The following is a 15137-nucleotide window of genomic DNA, read 5'->3' as shown; positions in this document are numbered from 1 at the left end:
AAATCCCATCTGGGAGACCCGCATCATGTCCCTGAATCAACCGTCCGGCCGTCACTCGGCCTCGCGTCCGGGCGCAGCACGTGCCGGCAAGGCCCTGGCCGGCTCTGGCAGACCCGGCGCCCACGCTGACGATATCGAAACGTTCCTCGTCAGGTTCGACCCGCTCGAGCAACGCCGGCAGATCCGGGAAGGCATGGAAGCGGCGATCATCGAGCGCGTGGCGAAGGACCTGCTGCACGTGCCGGTGCAGACGCTGCTCGCGAGTCTCAATCTGCCGAGTTCGACGATCCTGCGCAAGGTGGCGCGCGCGGAGCGCCTGTCGCCAGCCGAGTCGGATCGCGTTGCGCGTGTGCTCTATGTGCGTCAGCTTGCTGTCGAGGTGTTTGAGGACCCAGCGCTGGCCGCCGAGTGGATGCAGCGATCGAATGCGGAACTGGGTGGACTCAGCCCGCTCGAGGTGCTCGACTCGCAACCGGGCTACGACCGCGTGCGTGAGATCCTGCTGCGCGTCATTCACGGCGTGTCTGCATGAGGCTTTACCGCCTGGCAAAAGAACGGCGCGGGTATTACCGTGCCGATGACCTGAGCGGCAATGGTGCGGCGATCGCCGGCGGCCGCTGGAACCCGCGTGGCATGCGGGTGCTTTACACCTGTTGCCACGCGTCGACGGCGCTGCTTGAGGCGCTGGTGCACATGGCGGGCTTGCTGCCGGCCGGTGGCTATTTCCTCGTGACGCTGGAGGTGCCGGACGCTGTCTACGATGCCGCTCTTGTCCCGGATCTCCCAGAGGGTTGGGCGGACCTGACGAGCGATCCCGCAGCCACAAGGGCGCTTGGCCGGCAATGGCTTGAAGCGGGCGAGCAACTGGCGATGCGGGTCCCGTCGGTCGTTTGTCCTACCGACTTCAATCTGCTGCTGAACCCGATGCATCCGGAAATGGCAAGCGTAAAGGTGATCAACACGGAACCCTTTACGCTGGATCCGCGGCTGTTTGGCCAGCCGACGCGATGAGGCCGATGTCGATTGCAGGCGGATGAACCATGCCCCGCGATCAAATATCAGGGTTCGCGATGTGCGTGCCGGCGGCCAAGGTGCTCTCCAGACATCCAACCTAAAAAGCACGATCGTTCGAAAATGCGATAATCTTAATTATGTAAAGTATAGAAAGCTACAATTGGAAGTTTGCTACCGTCGGTAATCTGACCGGGAAAGCTGACGCCGATGTTGGCGCGCGTGAGCTCAATGCGGCGCGGTGAAACATACCGCCCGCCCGAGATTGCGCTTGCGTTGCTCCCTGCGTGACGATCTACCGTCGCACTTCGAAGCCCGTATCGTCCAGAAGCCAAACAGTCTTCCCGACAATGCGGACAGCGCCAATTTTTGCGCGCAATAAAAAAGGCCCTGCGTGTACGCAGGGCCTTCAATAAATGGGGGCTTGAGCCGCTCAGTTCAGGAAGTTCTAGAACTACCGTCTTTGATTGGGTCGCGCCCCGCCTAGCCTGTAGGCCAGTACCTCTACTGACCGAACTGGCATAATAATGCGCATGCTTACATTTGTCAATCCTCTGGAGCAGGTAGCGGTGGTCCGCCTGCTTGAGTTCCTTCAGAACCGTACCCCTTGGAATCGGTCCCTCTGGGGTATCGGGATCATCCTCGCGATGGACGAGCTTTACGAAGGGTGTGCCGCGCTAAGACACGGTCACCTGAGCGATGCCTCGATTAAACGTATGGCCTCGTCGCTGCAAAAGCGGGTCGGTGTACATCCGGCCTTTACTGAGCCCGAGCGACAATTTCTTCGTCAACAGGTCCAGCAGGTTCCGCGAGCGGAAGGTGCAGCGCACTACGGGATCCGCGAACTTTCCGAGAGGGTTTCAAGAGACTACCTGACCCGATGGGCTGGCGCGCTCAGGGCGGGCAACCTGAAGGTCGAACATTTCGCACGCAGCGTCGGCGCCCATCTGCTCGATGCCGGTTTCTCAAGTCAATACCTCCACGACTTTATCAAAGCACGACTTGACGCTCCCGACCCGATCACCGCGGCCGAGCTTTGTGACGAGTTGCACACTGCGATGGTGGCAGCGCCAAGGAAAGAGTTCGAGGTCATGCTGGCGTTTGGCACAAAACCGGAATTCCTCAACGGCATTCCGACCACGTGGCTTCGCGACGCAGCCGTCACAGGTTGGTTGAGGGAAAACGGGTTCGATACTGCGGGAGTCCGCTCGCCCGTCGCGATGATTTTACGCGTGCAGGCTCGCGATGTCGTTGGCGCCGCCGAGATGGCACGGAACGAAACCGATCGTTATGCCGCGCGTGCGTTGATCGCAACCGGTGCCCCGCTCAACCGGCTTCCTCACCTGTGGGTTAAAGGAGCGAGCAATTCCTTCCCACTTAAAGGACACTCCCGCGGCGTCGGCGTAAAAGAACTATTCCGCGAAGATCGCGTTTTCTCCAGCGATGCAAATCAGAGCGTGGATGCCGCAATCGAACTGATGGCACACCTTGAAGAAAGCTCGCCTCCTGCGGCGGTAGCCGGCGGCTGGGGTGCGATTGAGGGCTTGCTCGCGGACCCGAGCGACCGATCCTCGGCAGCCGACCACCTAGCCACGTTGGTCACTTGCTCCTTCCCTCGCGCGGAACTCACGGCGCTTTCGTACAGGGCGGAACAAACAGATCCAGCGGTAGCCGCCGAACTTCAGAACGCCCCGACGAATCGCGAACGTTGCCGTATTCTCGCCAGCATGATCATCGAACAACGCCTTCCCCCGATGCGTGCGCTCACTGACCAAGCGGCAGTCGCAAGACTTACGAAGCTGTTTGCCAATCCGCACCCTGAATTGCAGACGATCCGGGAAGCAATCGGTGATTCGTTTCACCGCTTGTACCGGCAGCGAAACCTCATCTTGCACGGCGCAAAACTTGATAGTGTCGCGCTTGCTGCAAACCTGCGCACCGTCGCCCGCCTCGCTGGCGCCGGCATGGACCGCATCACTCACGGACACTATGTGCAAAATCTGAAGCCCCTAGAACTCGTCGCCAAGGCAAACCTTGCTCTGACGCTGGCCGGACGCGATTCACCGCTAGGATGTGTAGAGCTGCTTGAAATCACCTGAGCAGCCACCCGAGGGCTATGCGAGCAACCTCATCGCCACAGGTACAGACGCCCTCCCTCACCTGAATGCCATAACTTCAAAGAGATAACGCCATGCACCCTTCAGGCCTACAGCGACAAGTCGAAGGTCTCGTCCTGTCGGCTGCGACCCTTGAGCAGGCTATCCACGCCCTCGCAGGACAGTTCCCAGGAGTTGCTTCGCTGGTCGCGTGGAAAGATGCCCTTTTCACCGCGCAACCGCAATATCCGTTCGAAGGGGATCCAGTTGGCGTTCAGACACAGATTGCGCAGCTTTGGCTTGCGCTGGCGAAAATTGACTGTCTTGAAGTGAAAATGGATGTTGAAACCGGGTTGCAGATTCGCGAAAGCCCCGAGCCGCTCGGCAGCCATGCCACGGAATTGCCACGGCCCCCGTCGCTACAGATGCAAGGAAGGATTCGCAAGCTGCTTTTTCGGTCGATGATGGGCATTACTGGGCGCGGGCTCCAGATCAACGAGCTCGAATTCGAATTCGCGCGTTCGATGCAGCAACCACTGAAGCGGTACGTGGCAGATCTCAACATCACCGTCCGCGATCTCGTCGCAAAAGAGTACATTCGCACGACGCAACCAGGGCCACACATGACGCTGTACTATCGTGGCATTGACTTCGACCTATGGATAGAAGAGGTAAAAGCGGCAATGTCCGGTTCCGAATCCCCACATGTTCAGAATTTCACATTCACCGGCGCCGTTGCTTCCGTGCAAACTGGAGCTAACGCCACTGCGACGGTGACACAAAACAATTCGGCGACCGCCGATATTGCAAACGTGATTAGTGCACTTCGCGCGCTGCAAAACGAACTCCTCCAGGCGTCATTGCCACAACATGACCGAGATGAACTGTCGGCGATTACGGAAGAGTCGGTCGTCGAGCTTTCCAAAGCGAAATTCAGCAAATTGAAAATCACGGGGCTGCTGAAGGTCATCGGCGAGACAGTCCAAGTTATGGGCGCAGCTCCTGACGCGTACAAGGTCTTGAAGCATGCGGCCGGTGGCATTGGCATATCGCTTCCCTGAGCGGCGAGCTGATCGCTGGCCCCCGAACACCATGCAACCACTATATGCGCGCACAACGACAGCAATAAAGAGCCTGTGTGTGAAATTCGACAATTTGATTTATGTAAAATAACAAAGGAATGCAGATCAGATGAAGTTTGTCCATTCCCTGCTATCCATCGGGGAAAAATGATCGGCCAAAACCGCCGCTCCGGCATCGCCGCCCGACCTTCGCCGGCCCGGCCGATGCTGGGGTTCAAGAGTTTTTGATGTGCACGCATCATACTCGGCGGCATCGAGTTCATGCACATGATCGTCAAAGGCCAGATGAACGACGGTGGCATCGCGCTAACTCTCGCCCAGCAGTTCCACTCGTTGGCTGCATAAGTATTCCTCATCATCTCGGATTTGTTTGACTCGACTTCCTTATCGCGACAAAACCCGAGCGCTGGGCATCAACCAGATGCAATTGCCAGGCGCGAATCTCCTCAGGCCCGAGCAGCTCGGGCGAGCGTCCGAAATGACGGGCGAACGCACTGACGTAGGACGCGTAAAGGCGCTGGGTATTGGCTGCGAGGTTACGCACGCGCATATCCTCGATCATGCGTCGACTTAGAAGTGTCATGGTGGACTCCGCTCTGAGTGGTCACAGCAGCAAACTGCACTGCCATTGTCGCACTCGAACGGATGAGTCCCGCCGATGATCCCGGAGCCGATGTCGCTGGACGGCCACCCCCTCCCGCGTCAGCGGGGATTAGCGCACTCGCACCGCACCCTTGGCGGCCCCGGCTTCTACTACCCGCGAGTCGGCACCGCTTGCAGGCGGCAGCCGGCAGCAGACGATCCCTTCTCAACCAGTCGCAGCGTCGGCCTCCCGGTGAGTGCCCGTATGGTCACAAAGGTCATCGAATTGAGAGCCCGTCGATGTAGACCGCGATGCTTCTGTCACCGTTGCGACATGAGAAGCGAATCTCCATCTATTTGTTGCGCGGGACACCCATAAACATATCCCGTGACTTGACTGCGGCAGAAAACGCGCTCAATCCGCCCATTGCGTGATCAAGGGTGGCAACAGCACGATTTATCGACGCAGATTCTGCCCCGTACGCTCTTGCTTCCCGCATGTAGAAATTTATTGCATCGAGGCCTTCGAGTCTGTGGGATTGGTTCTCCGGTTGCCCAGGCCAACTGGCGCTCAACATCGAGGCAGGAGGCGAAAGGCTGTCATCGACGATGGAAAGCACACATCCCGTCTCAATATGGATAACTCTGCAAGCCAGGCGGTCTGCATGAAATTGTGGCAACGTTGCAAGGAACTCCAGGAGTGGGGACATATAGCCTCTGGCGTTTCAGTGGGGCAGCCTGTGCTCCGTGTTCGAAGTGGGCAAAGGAATCTGTGGTGGCAATCGCCGCAACGATGCATAAGGCGCGGAATTCGATGCGGCCGTTGCGCCTGCTGGAAAAAGTGAACGGGCGGCGGCCCTTACGGCGGCAGACGGGCAAGATGGCGCGCTAGTGAGCCGTCAGCACCATCAAAATATCTGCATACCATGCGCTGTTCAGTCCGAGCGTTTCGTCCATCTGCTCATCCCGGCCGCCCATGTCAATGCTCGAAGAATGAACGCCTAAAAGCAGCCACGGCAGTTCGTCGGGCGTTCTGCCTTCCGATGGCGCTCTCAGGACGACCGGTGCGCCACTGGTGCCGCGGTGAGTTCTTGCATCGGTGACGAAGCAGCCCTTGCCCTGAAAGCGCAGGCCGAACGCCGAAGCCAGAACGCCTTGCCGAACGACAGGCAGGTGGTGAAGCGAATCGTGGAACCCGAGCGGGAAACCGACGATCAGCAGCGATGCCCCAATCGGCATTGCATCACCAGGGCGCGGCAGATGACCGGGGCCGAAGGTCTGGAACTTTGCGCCGGCAGGCAACGCGCCCCTGTCGAGTTCGATTACGGCTACGTCGATCTCGCCACCGTCATCCGTTCCCTGACGCCAGAGAGGATGTCCCGCGGTGTACAACGGAACGGACATCCACGTCGCGGCGGCCAGGTTCTGCGCGTCGACATGAAACTCGATCTCGAGCCGGTCGGGGAAATGTTCACCGGACACGTCGATCATGACGTGCCGACTGGTCACGAGAAAGAGACGTGTTTCCTGCTGGAAGAAGAAGCCGCTGGCATTGGTCAACCGACGCTCCTGCGCAAACGTACATACACGCGTCACGGCGAGCAGCAGCGCATCCGCGCCGACCTGGGTGTGTGATTCCGGGCGATCGCCTGGGTCTCGCGCCGAGGCAACAGGCCCGCCGTCTGGTTGAGCAGGCCTCTTCCCGTGCGGAATCGACCCGGCGACGAGTTCGAGCAGTGCTTCGTGCTCGGGGCCGTAGTTCTCCGACGACAGAAACGCGCCAACCGCCAACTCCGATACGGTGCCCCCCGAAGCCGCGTTCGACAGATGGCGCACGATGGGAGCCTTGGGCTCGCGGCGACACAGAAGCCATCTGTCACCGTTAGAACTACGATGGAATTCGAGCGCATCGTCGCTCGTTCCAGTGCTGTGTTCCATCCTGGTGAGGCGAGAATCCATGGTCACTCCCGACGTGATCGTGATTTCAATGCGTTGTGGCGTCGCGAATCACGACGGGGGCCGAATTGCGCGAGGACGTACCGTTCGGAAGTCCGCGTGCACGATCCGGCGCATGGCCTGCCTGGCTGGGCCACTCAGGCGGGCGCATCGATCGTGCGATCAAACCCGTGACCGTCAATCAACATTTCAGCATAGGCCACGCACGCGCGCCTCGCATCGCCGGTATTTGCGAAAGGATGCTTGCCGGGCACACGGAAGAGCCGGCTGCGGGAGTTGTCAATCCCGGAATCGGGTTCGCTGATACGGATCGACGCATCGAATCCGTCCTCGTAATTGTGGCCAAATCCTGCCTGGGTCGCCCGGTGGGGATACACGAGCAGGGAAATATCGAGGCCTCGATAACGGCGAATGGTTGTCATCAGGAAACTCCCTTTTGGCCACAGCATGCAGCCGGTTTTTTGATAGTTGTGCGGGTCTGGCCGAAGGCGATATCCAAAGCACCTGACGAGCCGTACCAGCGAGGCGAAGCAACCCGACCGCGCAGTTGTCGGTGAGCATTATCGAAGGGGGTCACCTGCAGTTGGAGGAGAAATGATGCTGATAGCCGTCGCCATGTCATCCGAAACAGGATTGACGACCATGCCGGCAGTGACTGCTTTGTAGACCTCGTGAACCACCATACGCGCGCCGGCACCGTCGGTCAATTCAATTCTGGTAACGTATCTGCGCCGCCCTGCGGTTCCGTTATCAAGGTATAGTGGGGCTCCCCCTCTGGAGTGACCAACATGCCGACACGACCGCTTCTTCTCTACAGGGGGTACGAACTTCATCCCCTCGTCTTCGCTCGCACATTCAGTCGCTTTGACGGACATTCCCGTTACGACGAAGGGTATGACATTGCGGTACGGATATGTCGCCCGGGCGCCATAGCGACCTCTGCCGCAAGCCGTGTTTTCAGGCCGAACCAGGCGCACGCATTATCCGACTTCGGTATGGCGAGGCGTGCCGCCCGGCAGCATGGAAAGGACATCATCGACGGAAAGGTGAGCGGTTCTTCGGTCGTCGATATGTGAAAGGGCTGCTGGCGTGTGACATCAGCCGATTTTTCCCGGCGGAGAATTGCACTTTCCTCGATGCCGCCTTGACCGTAGCGGCTTCTACAATGCGGCCACTGGTGTCGTCCATCCTCAGGCGCATTTCCTTCGTTCATGCAAACGCGGCGGAAGCCCGTGGGAACCGGGAACCTGACTGCACGCACCCCTCCAGACTGGTGTCACCTCCATGCAAAGTGACCGCACCGAAATTCCGTACTACCTGGTTTTACGCGCTGGCTGCCTGCCGTACGTTTTAAACGCTGACCGCCATGTCGTGCGCCGCGAGGCAAGCCCTCTTCTGCGGGCGTTCGCGAGAGCACAGGGTGCGCCGACATCAATCGCGGACGACGCGTGGAACGCCTTTTCCGGCTCGGAGGCCATTTTGCTCATTGAGCGCGCGCAGATGCGGGCCTACGCACTGGTTCGCGGGACCGAAAGCGAACATCAACTCCGGTTACTGGCTGCGCTCTGATTGCACCAACGAGCGCATTCGTTGTGGACAGCGAGCGCAACCACTCGAGCGCACATTTTTCGATGATGTTTTTAGCATGTCTAGCCATCAATCCAATGGAGCGCCCCATGTCTCGGACGATCGGGTATCGCGAGTTCGAGATTCACGTCTAACCCGGCCAGTCTGCAGGAGATCTCCACGAGATAACAGATATCGTTTCTGGCCAGGAGCGACCACTACCTTCACGCGGTCGGCGAATGCGGTGGCCAATTTCGATCGACCTGTCACATAGCCGTCAGCGCCGTGCCGTCATGGCTGTATATCAAGCAAGCCCATCTCAGTACCTCCTTGCATACCCTTCGCGCCACAGGGCAGCACCCACGGACGTCAGCAACGCAGCGTCAGCTGCGTCCAGATCATCCCATGCACTGGCCAGCCATCTTGCAAAGCTCGCGCAGGCATGATCCAGATCGACCGCGGCGCGACCTTCGCGATTCAGTTGCTCGAAGACAGAGATCACATCATCTGGGGTCATCGTTGCTCCCTGGTTGAGACGTTCGGCAGCCTGGGTGTAATTCTTAAGGCCGCCCCCAATATTGATTCGCTTCAGCTCTGCGGACCGTAGCGACGCGCCAACGCTCGCGATCGCCACCAAATTCTCACCGGCGGTCATTTCCTATGTACGAGCGGGCGTGAAAACCAGATCGAGATGCGCTTGTTCATGTCAGGCACCCCCTCCGATGTCGACAACGGAACACTGGCACTAGCTGATGTCTTGCAGACCACGAAATCTGATCTCATTCCTGATGGCGCGCCTGCAATCCGAGAATGCCGAATGAAAAGCCGCGTCCGCGGTGTCAAAAGGGAAGTCCACGTGACCCTTCATGGCGGGGCTAAGGGGCTCAGCCGCTGAGAATTCTTTGTATGTGGCGGGCTGGACAATGTAGTATTTCGGACCATCCGTAATTGTGGGGCGGCTTTCGACTATTGCCTTCATTTGCCACCCGTGGAAGGTATCAAGGCGCGTTTCCATAAGGCCTCCCGCAGGCAGTCGGGAAGGCCGGCGCGCAGTCGAAAGTCCCCCTCCCAAGCACATGATGTGCTCAATCCTGCCCGGCAGCAAGCGAACGCGCTACCATGTTGACGTTGCAGGCAAATTCCGGAATTGATTGGGGCGGCGGACTCCGCCGTCTCCCTCAGGCCATTGGCACCAAAGTTTGACAATCGCCTCCGCGTAGCTGCCGAGAAGGTCCTGCGGCTCAGCACGGGCACTGACACCGGCTCGCACATCAAGTTCGAAGGGAACTTGCCGGTCTGGATCAACCGAAGCACTTTACTTACGAGCGTCGCGCAACCGGGCGGATGGCAACCGTTGAACCTTTGCAATGCCGTTCCCCGCCGCTGGACGAGCAATACCCTGTAAGCGAAGCAGCTGTGGCGGTCCGCTGCATATTGATCAATCGACCAATGCCCGACAAGCGATGGGCATGGAACTACGATTCCGGACCAATGAGAATATCAATGGCAGCCTGACCGGCAATCTCCGCTACAAGGTACGCCCAGCGCTCTGAGAACGGACCATGTCGAACAGGAACGACAGCCCCGTCGATGCTGGTGCGGCCAACATTATGGCCCTTTATCCTGAACGTCACACTGTACATATCCTGAGCAACCTCGGTCAGTGCCACATGGATTTCGAAACCCCGATAGGTGATCAATCGATTCATGTCTGCTCCTGGGTCGCGGACCCGGCGCATGGCACGGATCGCATGAATATCCGAGCCATAATGCGCTTTACATGTCCGCAATCTAAACGCGCTTCAGGTTGCATTCCGGGAGTTCCTGAATGTGGTGCCGAAGCAGCTGCAGCACTGGCAGGCGGACCATGGTTGCCCACGCTTTCGCCAAGGTCCGAGGCTCCGCTCCCAGGTTGCGTATTGCGACGGTTCAACGTCCTACGCATGCTGCGTGCTGCCCGAGGCGGTCGTTCCTATTTTGACCGTTACCTCCAGTTCGCCAGCCACTGATTGCAGGGTGCCCAAACGCGTTCCGTTCCACCAATCCAGCCTGCGTGCGTCGCCGGGCAAGGCGTCCCCGGCAACAGGCACCGCATCTGTTGTCGTTGTTTGCCGCGCGGCTCGCATTTCGCGCGCCTACTCGCGGCCTGTGATTCCGTGCGCGCCGAAAGGTCGCTGTTGCCAGCGGCGATTTCACTGATGGCCAGACGCAACTGATTGACCTCGTTCCGTACGTCCTGCACGACGGTCCGTAGATTGACCGACATCTGCATCAAGGCTTGCTGCACTCGCCCGGCTGCTCCGCTCGCGCCCGTCGTCACCGAATGCAGCAGGCCCCTGCAGCTAGTCGCCAGGGGCCGTCCTCCTATGCGATCACTGAGTGCATTGGGTCGGGAAACAAATATGGAATCAGTCCACGGGACCGAGTAACACGTCGATTGCAGCTTGACCGGCGATTTCGGCTACCGGATAGGCCCATCGCTCAGTAAAAGGGCCGTTGCGCAACGGGATGCGGCCTCCGCGCGCGCCGAGCACTTCGAGGTTTGTGGCGCCTTTTATCTGAAAGGTCACGTCAAAGGTGTCCTCATCAGCAGCCGGAGTCAGTTCGACCTGAATCTCGAAGCCGCGGTACGCGATCGTTCGGTGCATGAAAGCCTCCCTTTCGTCATCGAGCCTAACATGAGTCAGCATTGGACGGCTTACGCAACTATTGGGCCAGGTAGTCACGCATGCGCCACCATACGCTCGTCAAAATCTGCTTATCGGGACGTTCAGGACCACAGCTTCCAATTTGGTCAACCAATGCGCCCCGATTGTCGGTGATCCAGGCGAATGTGCCGAACCTCCGCAAGTGGCCGGTTTGCCTTAGCAATGAGCGTATGCTTTCCCCGCCTCACGAGGGAGCCATCGGCCGCGCGCGACCCGAAAGGGAATTTCACATTTCTCCTGAAGCTGCGACTCCCAATCGACCAACCCTGTCAGCTTTCCGCGTAGCGACACGCCACATCAGTTGATTTTCACGCCGCGACCAAGCTAAGCGCGTATGCTGGGGATGCCAACTTGTCATGTAACGCACCAGGAGCAACACCATGGCCAAGAGTCAATTGCGCAGCACTCGCGAAGCGAAAAAGCCCAAGCAGCCCAAGAAGCCGTCAGTGCCGGCAAAGCCGTACAACACGGTTCATTCGCGGGTTGCGAACGAAGTTGTCGCCAAGAAAAAGACGTAACTCGCTGGGCCGCGGACACGTGGCCCAGCGAACACACGCAACTTGTAACGTTCAACGCTGACATCTGCGCGTTGAAAGCGCAAACCGCTTCGGGAGGCGCATCATGATCCATCACAACACAGACCCCACTTTTCGCGGGCTTCCGCTCACGGCCGAGCAAGACTCGGAAATCCGTCACTACGTGAACAGGAAGGCCAAGCTGGGCAAGCCGTGGAATACTCCCGAACTGCGCGGGATGCTTGAGGACATGCTGCTGCCGCCAAGTACCGACGACGACAGCCAGAGCGATATCTCGGGCGACGCGTCGACCGCCGCAGAGCGCGCAGCAGCGTTCGTCGATCAGGACATGGAACCAATCGAGGCGTATGAGGAATTGCATGCCGCGATGGAAGCCGAAAGCATGAAAGGCGATCGGCGCTAGAGGGAGCGCTCCGCGCAGGTTGAGCGGTTCAACCCGGTCCATCAAAGGCGCAGAGCGAACGACGACACATGGCACTCAGCTTTTCCAACCCCAGCCGCAGCTATGATGGGGTCCGGCATGGCGAGTGGTTCTGGGAATACGACAAAACACGCGAGATTACCCGAAGCCAAAACTCGCACCTGGCAGTCGTTTCTTCTTGACGAGCACAGCAACCGCAGGGCTTTCCTCGGTCCGCAATGGAATTTACGATAACGATCAACTCACCGACGCGTTGCTGGATAGCGAGCCCGCTTCACGATATGCGTTGACAGTCCCTGCTTGCTGGGGTATTGTGACTCTTGAAATATTCAAGAAGCTCGATTGCTGATCACTATTTTCCGCCTCTCCTGAGCGGTATTCGTTGTCCTCTCCTCTTCCTTGAAATTTTTGTCGCTCCGCAACGGAGCTGTTATTTTTATTTCAAGGAATTCTCATGGATACCGGTACTGTCAAGTGGTTCAACGATAGCAAAGGCTTTGGCTTCATTACTCCTGACGCTGGCGGCGACGATCTCTTCGCTCACTTCTCGGAAGTTCGGGGCGACGGCTTCAAGACGCTCGCAGAAAATCAGAAGGTGAGCTACGAAACAAAGCGCGGCCCGAAGGGTATGCAGGCCGCGAATATCTCGCCGCTGTAACGTATTTCAAGGGCCGGCTTACCGGCCCTTTGCTTGTTTGCCTGACTAGTATCCTCGCGGAGCCGTGCGCTCCCGATCTGATCGCCGTGTTTCAACGTGCGCATCATTTGTCTTTGCGACACGATCCGTCTCGCCTCAATTCCAATTTATTTCGCTTGTACGGCATAAATACCGTGCGGGTGTCGCTCGATTATAGCTTATGCAAAATAATAAACAACTTCACCAATACAACGGTTATTCAGTCTCCCCATCTGCGCACCGATTACCGGACGGCTGGTTTGCCGCCAATCTTCTGCTCGTAAGGGATGGTGCCCTTGACGTTGATCGGGTTTCCTACAAGTTCCACGCGCTCGAGTATTTCGATAACGAAACGCAGGCACTGGGACACGCTACCACTTGGGCACGTGACTGGGTCGACAGTCGCGGTTAGTCGGCACCGCTGCGTAGCAGCGGCGAGATGGACGGCGTCGAGGATTGACTGGCCGTCGGTGCAGGGCCCATCTGATCGTAACGATACACAGCGATAGCACCAACTTTCGAATGGACCAGTGTCATTCCGGCGGGCGGTTTAGCGCCCGGGAGTCGCAGATGGACGCGCGGGATGCTCACCGCATGATGTATCTCACGACACACGACGCCCGTTACACCCGCGTCAATCACACAATCACACAACGTCGCAATGAAGCACCTCAAGGGTGCTCGGTCTCGTGCCTGACCAGAATGTCACTCAACCGGATCACGGGGTTCGGTCGCCTGATCGACACAACGCTATTCCCGTCAATCGAATCACAAGGAGCCGAGATGGCGTTATTGGTCATGCAGGTCGCGGTCAGTGGGGAACTGGTTGAGGTTTTCGAAATGCCGGTTGATGATGTCGACGGGCATCGGATGCTCGCCGCCGCCAATGAAGACGACCGGGTTATTCATCCCGTGGTAGAACTTCGGAGGCGGCTGGACGGTGTTGCCACCCGACTCGCACTGAGAGAGCTGCCGTCGCCTGTGCAGGCCGCAGCGCAGCAACTGAAAGAATCGATAGAAAGCTACGTGGGTGCGGTGCAGCGCCTGTGAGGCAGCGGCCTTAGCTGCATTGCGGAATATGAGGGAGCTGTATGCAAAGAACGCTGAAGTATCGCGGGTTTGAGATTTGTGTTGACCTGGTGCCCACTTCTAAAGACATGTTTGACGCGTGGTTCCGCATAGACGGTCAGACTTCCGCCCCGGGAGTGGCTGCGCCAGGCCAGCGTATCAAGGTCCGCAGCGGCCCGTTTTCCCGTCGTTGGGCGTACTTCGTCGCGGAGATCGCGGGCCAGGCGTCAGTCGACGTCATGCTCGGCCCTAACGAATAGTTTGACGCCGTAAAACGCGAAAAGCGGACTTGCCTATCGCGCGTTGTCGCATGCCGTTTAGAAAAACACAGGATACCGATTTAAAGGAAACAGGTTTCATGGACGAACGCAAGCGAGAAAGCATGATTGCCTATCTCCGCCACCGCATGGCGGACTTCGGGATTACCCCGGATGACGTCGCTGCAGCACTCGCTGCCGCGCCGGAAGTTGGCCGCTACCGTAGCGCGAACGGCGATAGCTGGAGCGGCGAAGGGGCGATGCCTCAATGGCTGAAGCAGGCGATTAGCGCTGGACAGTCCTTAGGGCACTTTGAGTTGTCGTCAGGGTGTGTTTCCACGCCCTCCCTTCAAGCAGGCGCAGACTGGACGAACGACCCATTCGCAGGTAGCCCACTCGCCCGGTCTAACGCCCGTTAGACCATACTTTGCGTCTTTCTGGTTTTGCCCATGATCGTCGCTGATCGCATGACCGCGATCGCCTGCATGAATCAACGGTCGGAAAATCAGGAATTCTGATTCCGGGGTCGTCGCTGGGTTTTGTCGCGATAAGGAAGTCGAGTCAAACAAATCCGAGATGATGAGGAATACTTATGCAGCCAATGAGTGGAACTGCTGGGCGGGAGTTAGCGCGATGCCGCCGTCGTTCATCTGGCCTTTGACGATCATGTGCATGAACTCGATGCCGCCGAGTATGATGCGTGCACATCGAAAACTCTTGAACCCCAGCATCGGCCGGGTGCGACGCTTGATGGCGCGGTGATCCTGCTCGATGACATTGTTCAGGTACTTCTTCTGGCGGATCCTGATCGGCGTCTCACGTTCAACATTGAGCGCCTGTAGCGCCGCCAGATTTGATCCGCTCTTATCAATCGTCACGGTCTCCGGCTCGCCGTTGTGCGCGATCACCTTTTCGAAGTAGCGCCGGGCCGCAACCTTGTCACGACGGGCTCGCAGCAGGAAATCGATCGTGTTGCCAGTCTTGTCCACGGCGCGATACAGATATTTCCATTCGCCCCTGACCCGAACGTACGTTTCGTCCATACGGGGGTAATCGGACGATTACCCCTCGCCCCATTCTGTTAAGCCAGATCTTCCGGCAAATGCGAGCTCGGTGCCTGTTCCCTCGAGAAGCGCGACGCCTTAAAGCGCCGTCCGACTGCTGGCCGCTCTCGCGAA

At 58.4% G+C, this 15137-nt stretch carries 18 protein-coding genes and 2 pseudogenes; 13 read left to right on the top strand and 7 right to left on the bottom strand.

The features are described 5' to 3' along the window. Window positions 1–25 precede the first annotated feature (25 nt). The 5 genes and pseudogenes from parS to E1N52_RS44620 form a co-directional block, all read left to right on the top strand. Window positions 26–532 carry a type II RES/Xre toxin-antitoxin system antitoxin gene (parS, locus tag E1N52_RS32025; protein ID WP_133187424.1) on the top strand — a complete coding sequence of 169 codons (507 nt, stop codon included), beginning with the start codon at window positions 26–28 and terminating at the stop codon, window positions 530–532. Further along, a complete protein-coding gene (locus E1N52_RS32020) occupies window positions 529–1011 on the top strand; it encodes an RES family NAD+ phosphorylase (protein WP_133187422.1) in 483 nt (160 codons plus the stop codon). Before parS ends, E1N52_RS32020 begins: the two co-directional genes overlap by 4 nt. A 533-nt stretch (window positions 1012–1544) precedes the next feature. Continuing rightward, on the top strand, window positions 1545–3110 hold the full coding sequence (locus tag E1N52_RS32015; protein ID WP_133187420.1) for an integrase: 1566 nt from the start codon (window positions 1545–1547) through the stop codon (window positions 3108–3110). Window positions 3111–3202: 92 nt separating this feature from the next. After that, a complete protein-coding gene (locus tag E1N52_RS32010) occupies window positions 3203–4168 on the top strand; it encodes a hypothetical protein (protein ID WP_133187418.1) in 966 nt (321 codons plus the stop codon). 219 nt (window positions 4169–4387) lie between these two features. Continuing rightward, a pseudogene (locus E1N52_RS44620) lies at window positions 4388–4534 on the top strand (IS6 family transposase); the annotation flags it as partial. 10 nt (window positions 4535–4544) lie between these two features. On the opposite strand, the gene E1N52_RS32000 reads toward E1N52_RS44620, so the two are convergent. From E1N52_RS32000 to E1N52_RS31990, 3 genes are all read right to left on the bottom strand, one after another. Further along, window positions 4545–4772, bottom strand: a complete 228-nt coding sequence (locus E1N52_RS32000; RefSeq protein ID WP_133187416.1) for a phage integrase N-terminal SAM-like domain-containing protein — start codon at window positions 4770–4772, stop codon at window positions 4545–4547. 887 nt (window positions 4773–5659) lie between these two features. Then, window positions 5660–6730: a trypsin-like peptidase domain-containing protein gene (locus tag E1N52_RS31995; RefSeq protein ID WP_342777911.1), complete on the bottom strand. Its 1071-nt coding sequence runs from the start codon at window positions 6728–6730 to the stop codon at window positions 5660–5662. 134 nt (window positions 6731–6864) lie between these two features. Further along, window positions 6865–7149: a hypothetical protein gene (locus tag E1N52_RS31990; protein WP_133187414.1), complete on the bottom strand. Its 285-nt coding sequence runs from the start codon at window positions 7147–7149 to the stop codon at window positions 6865–6867. A gap of 366 nt (window positions 7150–7515) precedes the next feature. Here E1N52_RS31990 and E1N52_RS44980 point away from each other — a divergent pair, with 366 nt between their 5' ends. Continuing rightward, window positions 7516–7803: a hypothetical protein gene (locus E1N52_RS44980; protein ID WP_028207653.1), complete on the top strand. Its 288-nt coding sequence runs from the start codon at window positions 7516–7518 to the stop codon at window positions 7801–7803. A 208-nt stretch (window positions 7804–8011) separates the two neighbouring features. Next, window positions 8012–8296 carry a hypothetical protein gene (locus E1N52_RS31980; RefSeq protein ID WP_133187412.1) on the top strand — a complete coding sequence of 95 codons (285 nt, stop codon included), beginning with the start codon at window positions 8012–8014 and terminating at the stop codon, window positions 8294–8296. Between the two features lie 316 nt (window positions 8297–8612). Here E1N52_RS31980 and E1N52_RS31975 read toward each other — a convergent pair whose 3' ends face one another. The 3 genes from E1N52_RS31975 to E1N52_RS31965 form a co-directional block, all read right to left on the bottom strand. Further along, window positions 8613–8810: a hypothetical protein gene (locus E1N52_RS31975; protein ID WP_133187470.1), complete on the bottom strand. Its 198-nt coding sequence runs from the start codon at window positions 8808–8810 to the stop codon at window positions 8613–8615. A gap of 958 nt (window positions 8811–9768) precedes the next feature. Beyond that, the gene (locus tag E1N52_RS31970) at window positions 9769–10002 is read right to left on the bottom strand and encodes a hypothetical protein (protein ID WP_133187411.1); all 234 of its coding nucleotides are present in this window, start codon (window positions 10000–10002) and stop codon (window positions 9769–9771) included. A 699-nt stretch (window positions 10003–10701) separates the two neighbouring features. Then, entirely contained in the window at window positions 10702–10941 is a 240-nt protein-coding gene (locus E1N52_RS31965; RefSeq protein ID WP_133187410.1) for a hypothetical protein, read from the bottom strand. A 681-nt stretch (window positions 10942–11622) separates the two neighbouring features. Here E1N52_RS31965 and E1N52_RS31960 point away from each other — a divergent pair. The 6 genes from E1N52_RS31960 to E1N52_RS31930 all read left to right on the top strand — a co-directional run bounded on the left by E1N52_RS31960 (window position 11623) and on the right by E1N52_RS31930 (window position 14378). Next, a complete protein-coding gene (locus E1N52_RS31960; protein ID WP_133187409.1) occupies window positions 11623–11940 on the top strand; it encodes a hypothetical protein in 318 nt (105 codons plus the stop codon). 472 nt (window positions 11941–12412) lie between these two features. Continuing rightward, window positions 12413–12616, top strand: a complete 204-nt coding sequence (locus E1N52_RS31950; protein WP_133187408.1) for a cold-shock protein — start codon at window positions 12413–12415, stop codon at window positions 12614–12616. Window positions 12617–12815: 199 nt separating this feature from the next. Continuing rightward, window positions 12816–13046 (top strand): hypothetical protein, encoded by a 231-nt coding sequence (locus E1N52_RS44970; RefSeq protein ID WP_133187407.1) that lies wholly within the window; start codon window positions 12816–12818, stop codon window positions 13044–13046. Between the two features lie 158 nt (window positions 13047–13204). Further along, window positions 13205–13684 (top strand): hypothetical protein, encoded by a 480-nt coding sequence (locus E1N52_RS31940; protein WP_133187406.1) that lies wholly within the window; start codon window positions 13205–13207, stop codon window positions 13682–13684. Between the two features lie 41 nt (window positions 13685–13725). Beyond that, on the top strand, window positions 13726–13962 hold the full coding sequence (locus tag E1N52_RS31935; protein ID WP_133187405.1) for a hypothetical protein: 237 nt from the start codon (window positions 13726–13728) through the stop codon (window positions 13960–13962). Window positions 13963–14060: 98 nt separating this feature from the next. Then, complete coding sequence (locus E1N52_RS31930) at window positions 14061–14378, top strand: H-NS histone family protein (protein WP_133187404.1); 318 nt, start codon at window positions 14061–14063, stop codon at window positions 14376–14378. 171 nt (window positions 14379–14549) lie between these two features. Here the strand turns inward: E1N52_RS31930 and E1N52_RS31925 are convergent. After that, window positions 14550–15005, bottom strand: a pseudogene (locus E1N52_RS31925) (IS6 family transposase); the annotation flags it as partial. Between the last annotated feature and the right edge of the window lie 132 nt (window positions 15006–15137).

The sequence above is a fragment of the Paraburkholderia guartelaensis genome (genome assembly GCF_004353905.1).
Classification (GTDB): Bacteria; Pseudomonadota; Gammaproteobacteria; order Burkholderiales; family Burkholderiaceae; genus Paraburkholderia; species Paraburkholderia guartelaensis.
This window is presented reverse-complemented; position numbering and strand designations above follow the sequence as displayed.

Bases quoted from the DNA above. Each gene is read 5' to 3' on its own strand.
- E1N52_RS31935 (WP_133187405.1), top strand. From the start codon at position 13,726: ATGCAAAGAACGCTGAAGTATCGCGGGTTTGAGATTTGTGTTGACCTG.
- E1N52_RS44970 (WP_133187407.1), top strand. From the start codon at position 12,816: ATGCAAAATAATAAACAACTTCACCAATACAACGGTTATTCAGTCTCC.
- E1N52_RS31990 (WP_133187414.1), bottom strand. From the start codon at position 7,149: ATGACAACCATTCGCCGTTATCGAGGCCTCGATATTTCCCTGCTCGTG.
- E1N52_RS31930 (WP_133187404.1), top strand. From the start codon at position 14,061: ATGGACGAACGCAAGCGAGAAAGCATGATTGCCTATCTCCGCCACCGC.
- E1N52_RS44980 (WP_028207653.1), top strand. From the start codon at position 7,516: ATGCCGACACGACCGCTTCTTCTCTACAGGGGGTACGAACTTCATCCC.
- E1N52_RS31975 (WP_133187470.1), bottom strand. From the start codon at position 8,810: ATGACCCCAGATGATGTGATCTCTGTCTTCGAGCAACTGAATCGCGAA.
- E1N52_RS31950 (WP_133187408.1), top strand. From the start codon at position 12,413: ATGGATACCGGTACTGTCAAGTGGTTCAACGATAGCAAAGGCTTTGGC.
- E1N52_RS32015 (WP_133187420.1), top strand. From the start codon at position 1,545: ATGCTTACATTTGTCAATCCTCTGGAGCAGGTAGCGGTGGTCCGCCTG.
- E1N52_RS32000 (WP_133187416.1), bottom strand. From the start codon at position 4,772: ATGACACTTCTAAGTCGACGCATGATCGAGGATATGCGCGTGCGTAAC.
- E1N52_RS31970 (WP_133187411.1), bottom strand. From the start codon at position 10,002: ATGAATCGATTGATCACCTATCGGGGTTTCGAAATCCATGTGGCACTG.
- E1N52_RS31995 (WP_342777911.1), bottom strand. From the start codon at position 6,730: ATGGATTCTCGCCTCACCAGGATGGAACACAGCACTGGAACGAGCGAC.
- E1N52_RS31940 (WP_133187406.1), top strand. From the start codon at position 13,205: ATGGACGCGCGGGATGCTCACCGCATGATGTATCTCACGACACACGAC.
- E1N52_RS32020 (WP_133187422.1), top strand. From the start codon at position 529: ATGAGGCTTTACCGCCTGGCAAAAGAACGGCGCGGGTATTACCGTGCC.
- E1N52_RS31960 (WP_133187409.1), top strand. From the start codon at position 11,623: ATGATCCATCACAACACAGACCCCACTTTTCGCGGGCTTCCGCTCACG.
- E1N52_RS32010 (WP_133187418.1), top strand. From the start codon at position 3,203: ATGCACCCTTCAGGCCTACAGCGACAAGTCGAAGGTCTCGTCCTGTCG.
- parS (WP_133187424.1), top strand. From the start codon at position 26: ATGTCCCTGAATCAACCGTCCGGCCGTCACTCGGCCTCGCGTCCGGGC.
- E1N52_RS31965 (WP_133187410.1), bottom strand. From the start codon at position 10,941: ATGCACCGAACGATCGCGTACCGCGGCTTCGAGATTCAGGTCGAACTG.
- E1N52_RS31980 (WP_133187412.1), top strand. From the start codon at position 8,012: ATGCAAAGTGACCGCACCGAAATTCCGTACTACCTGGTTTTACGCGCT.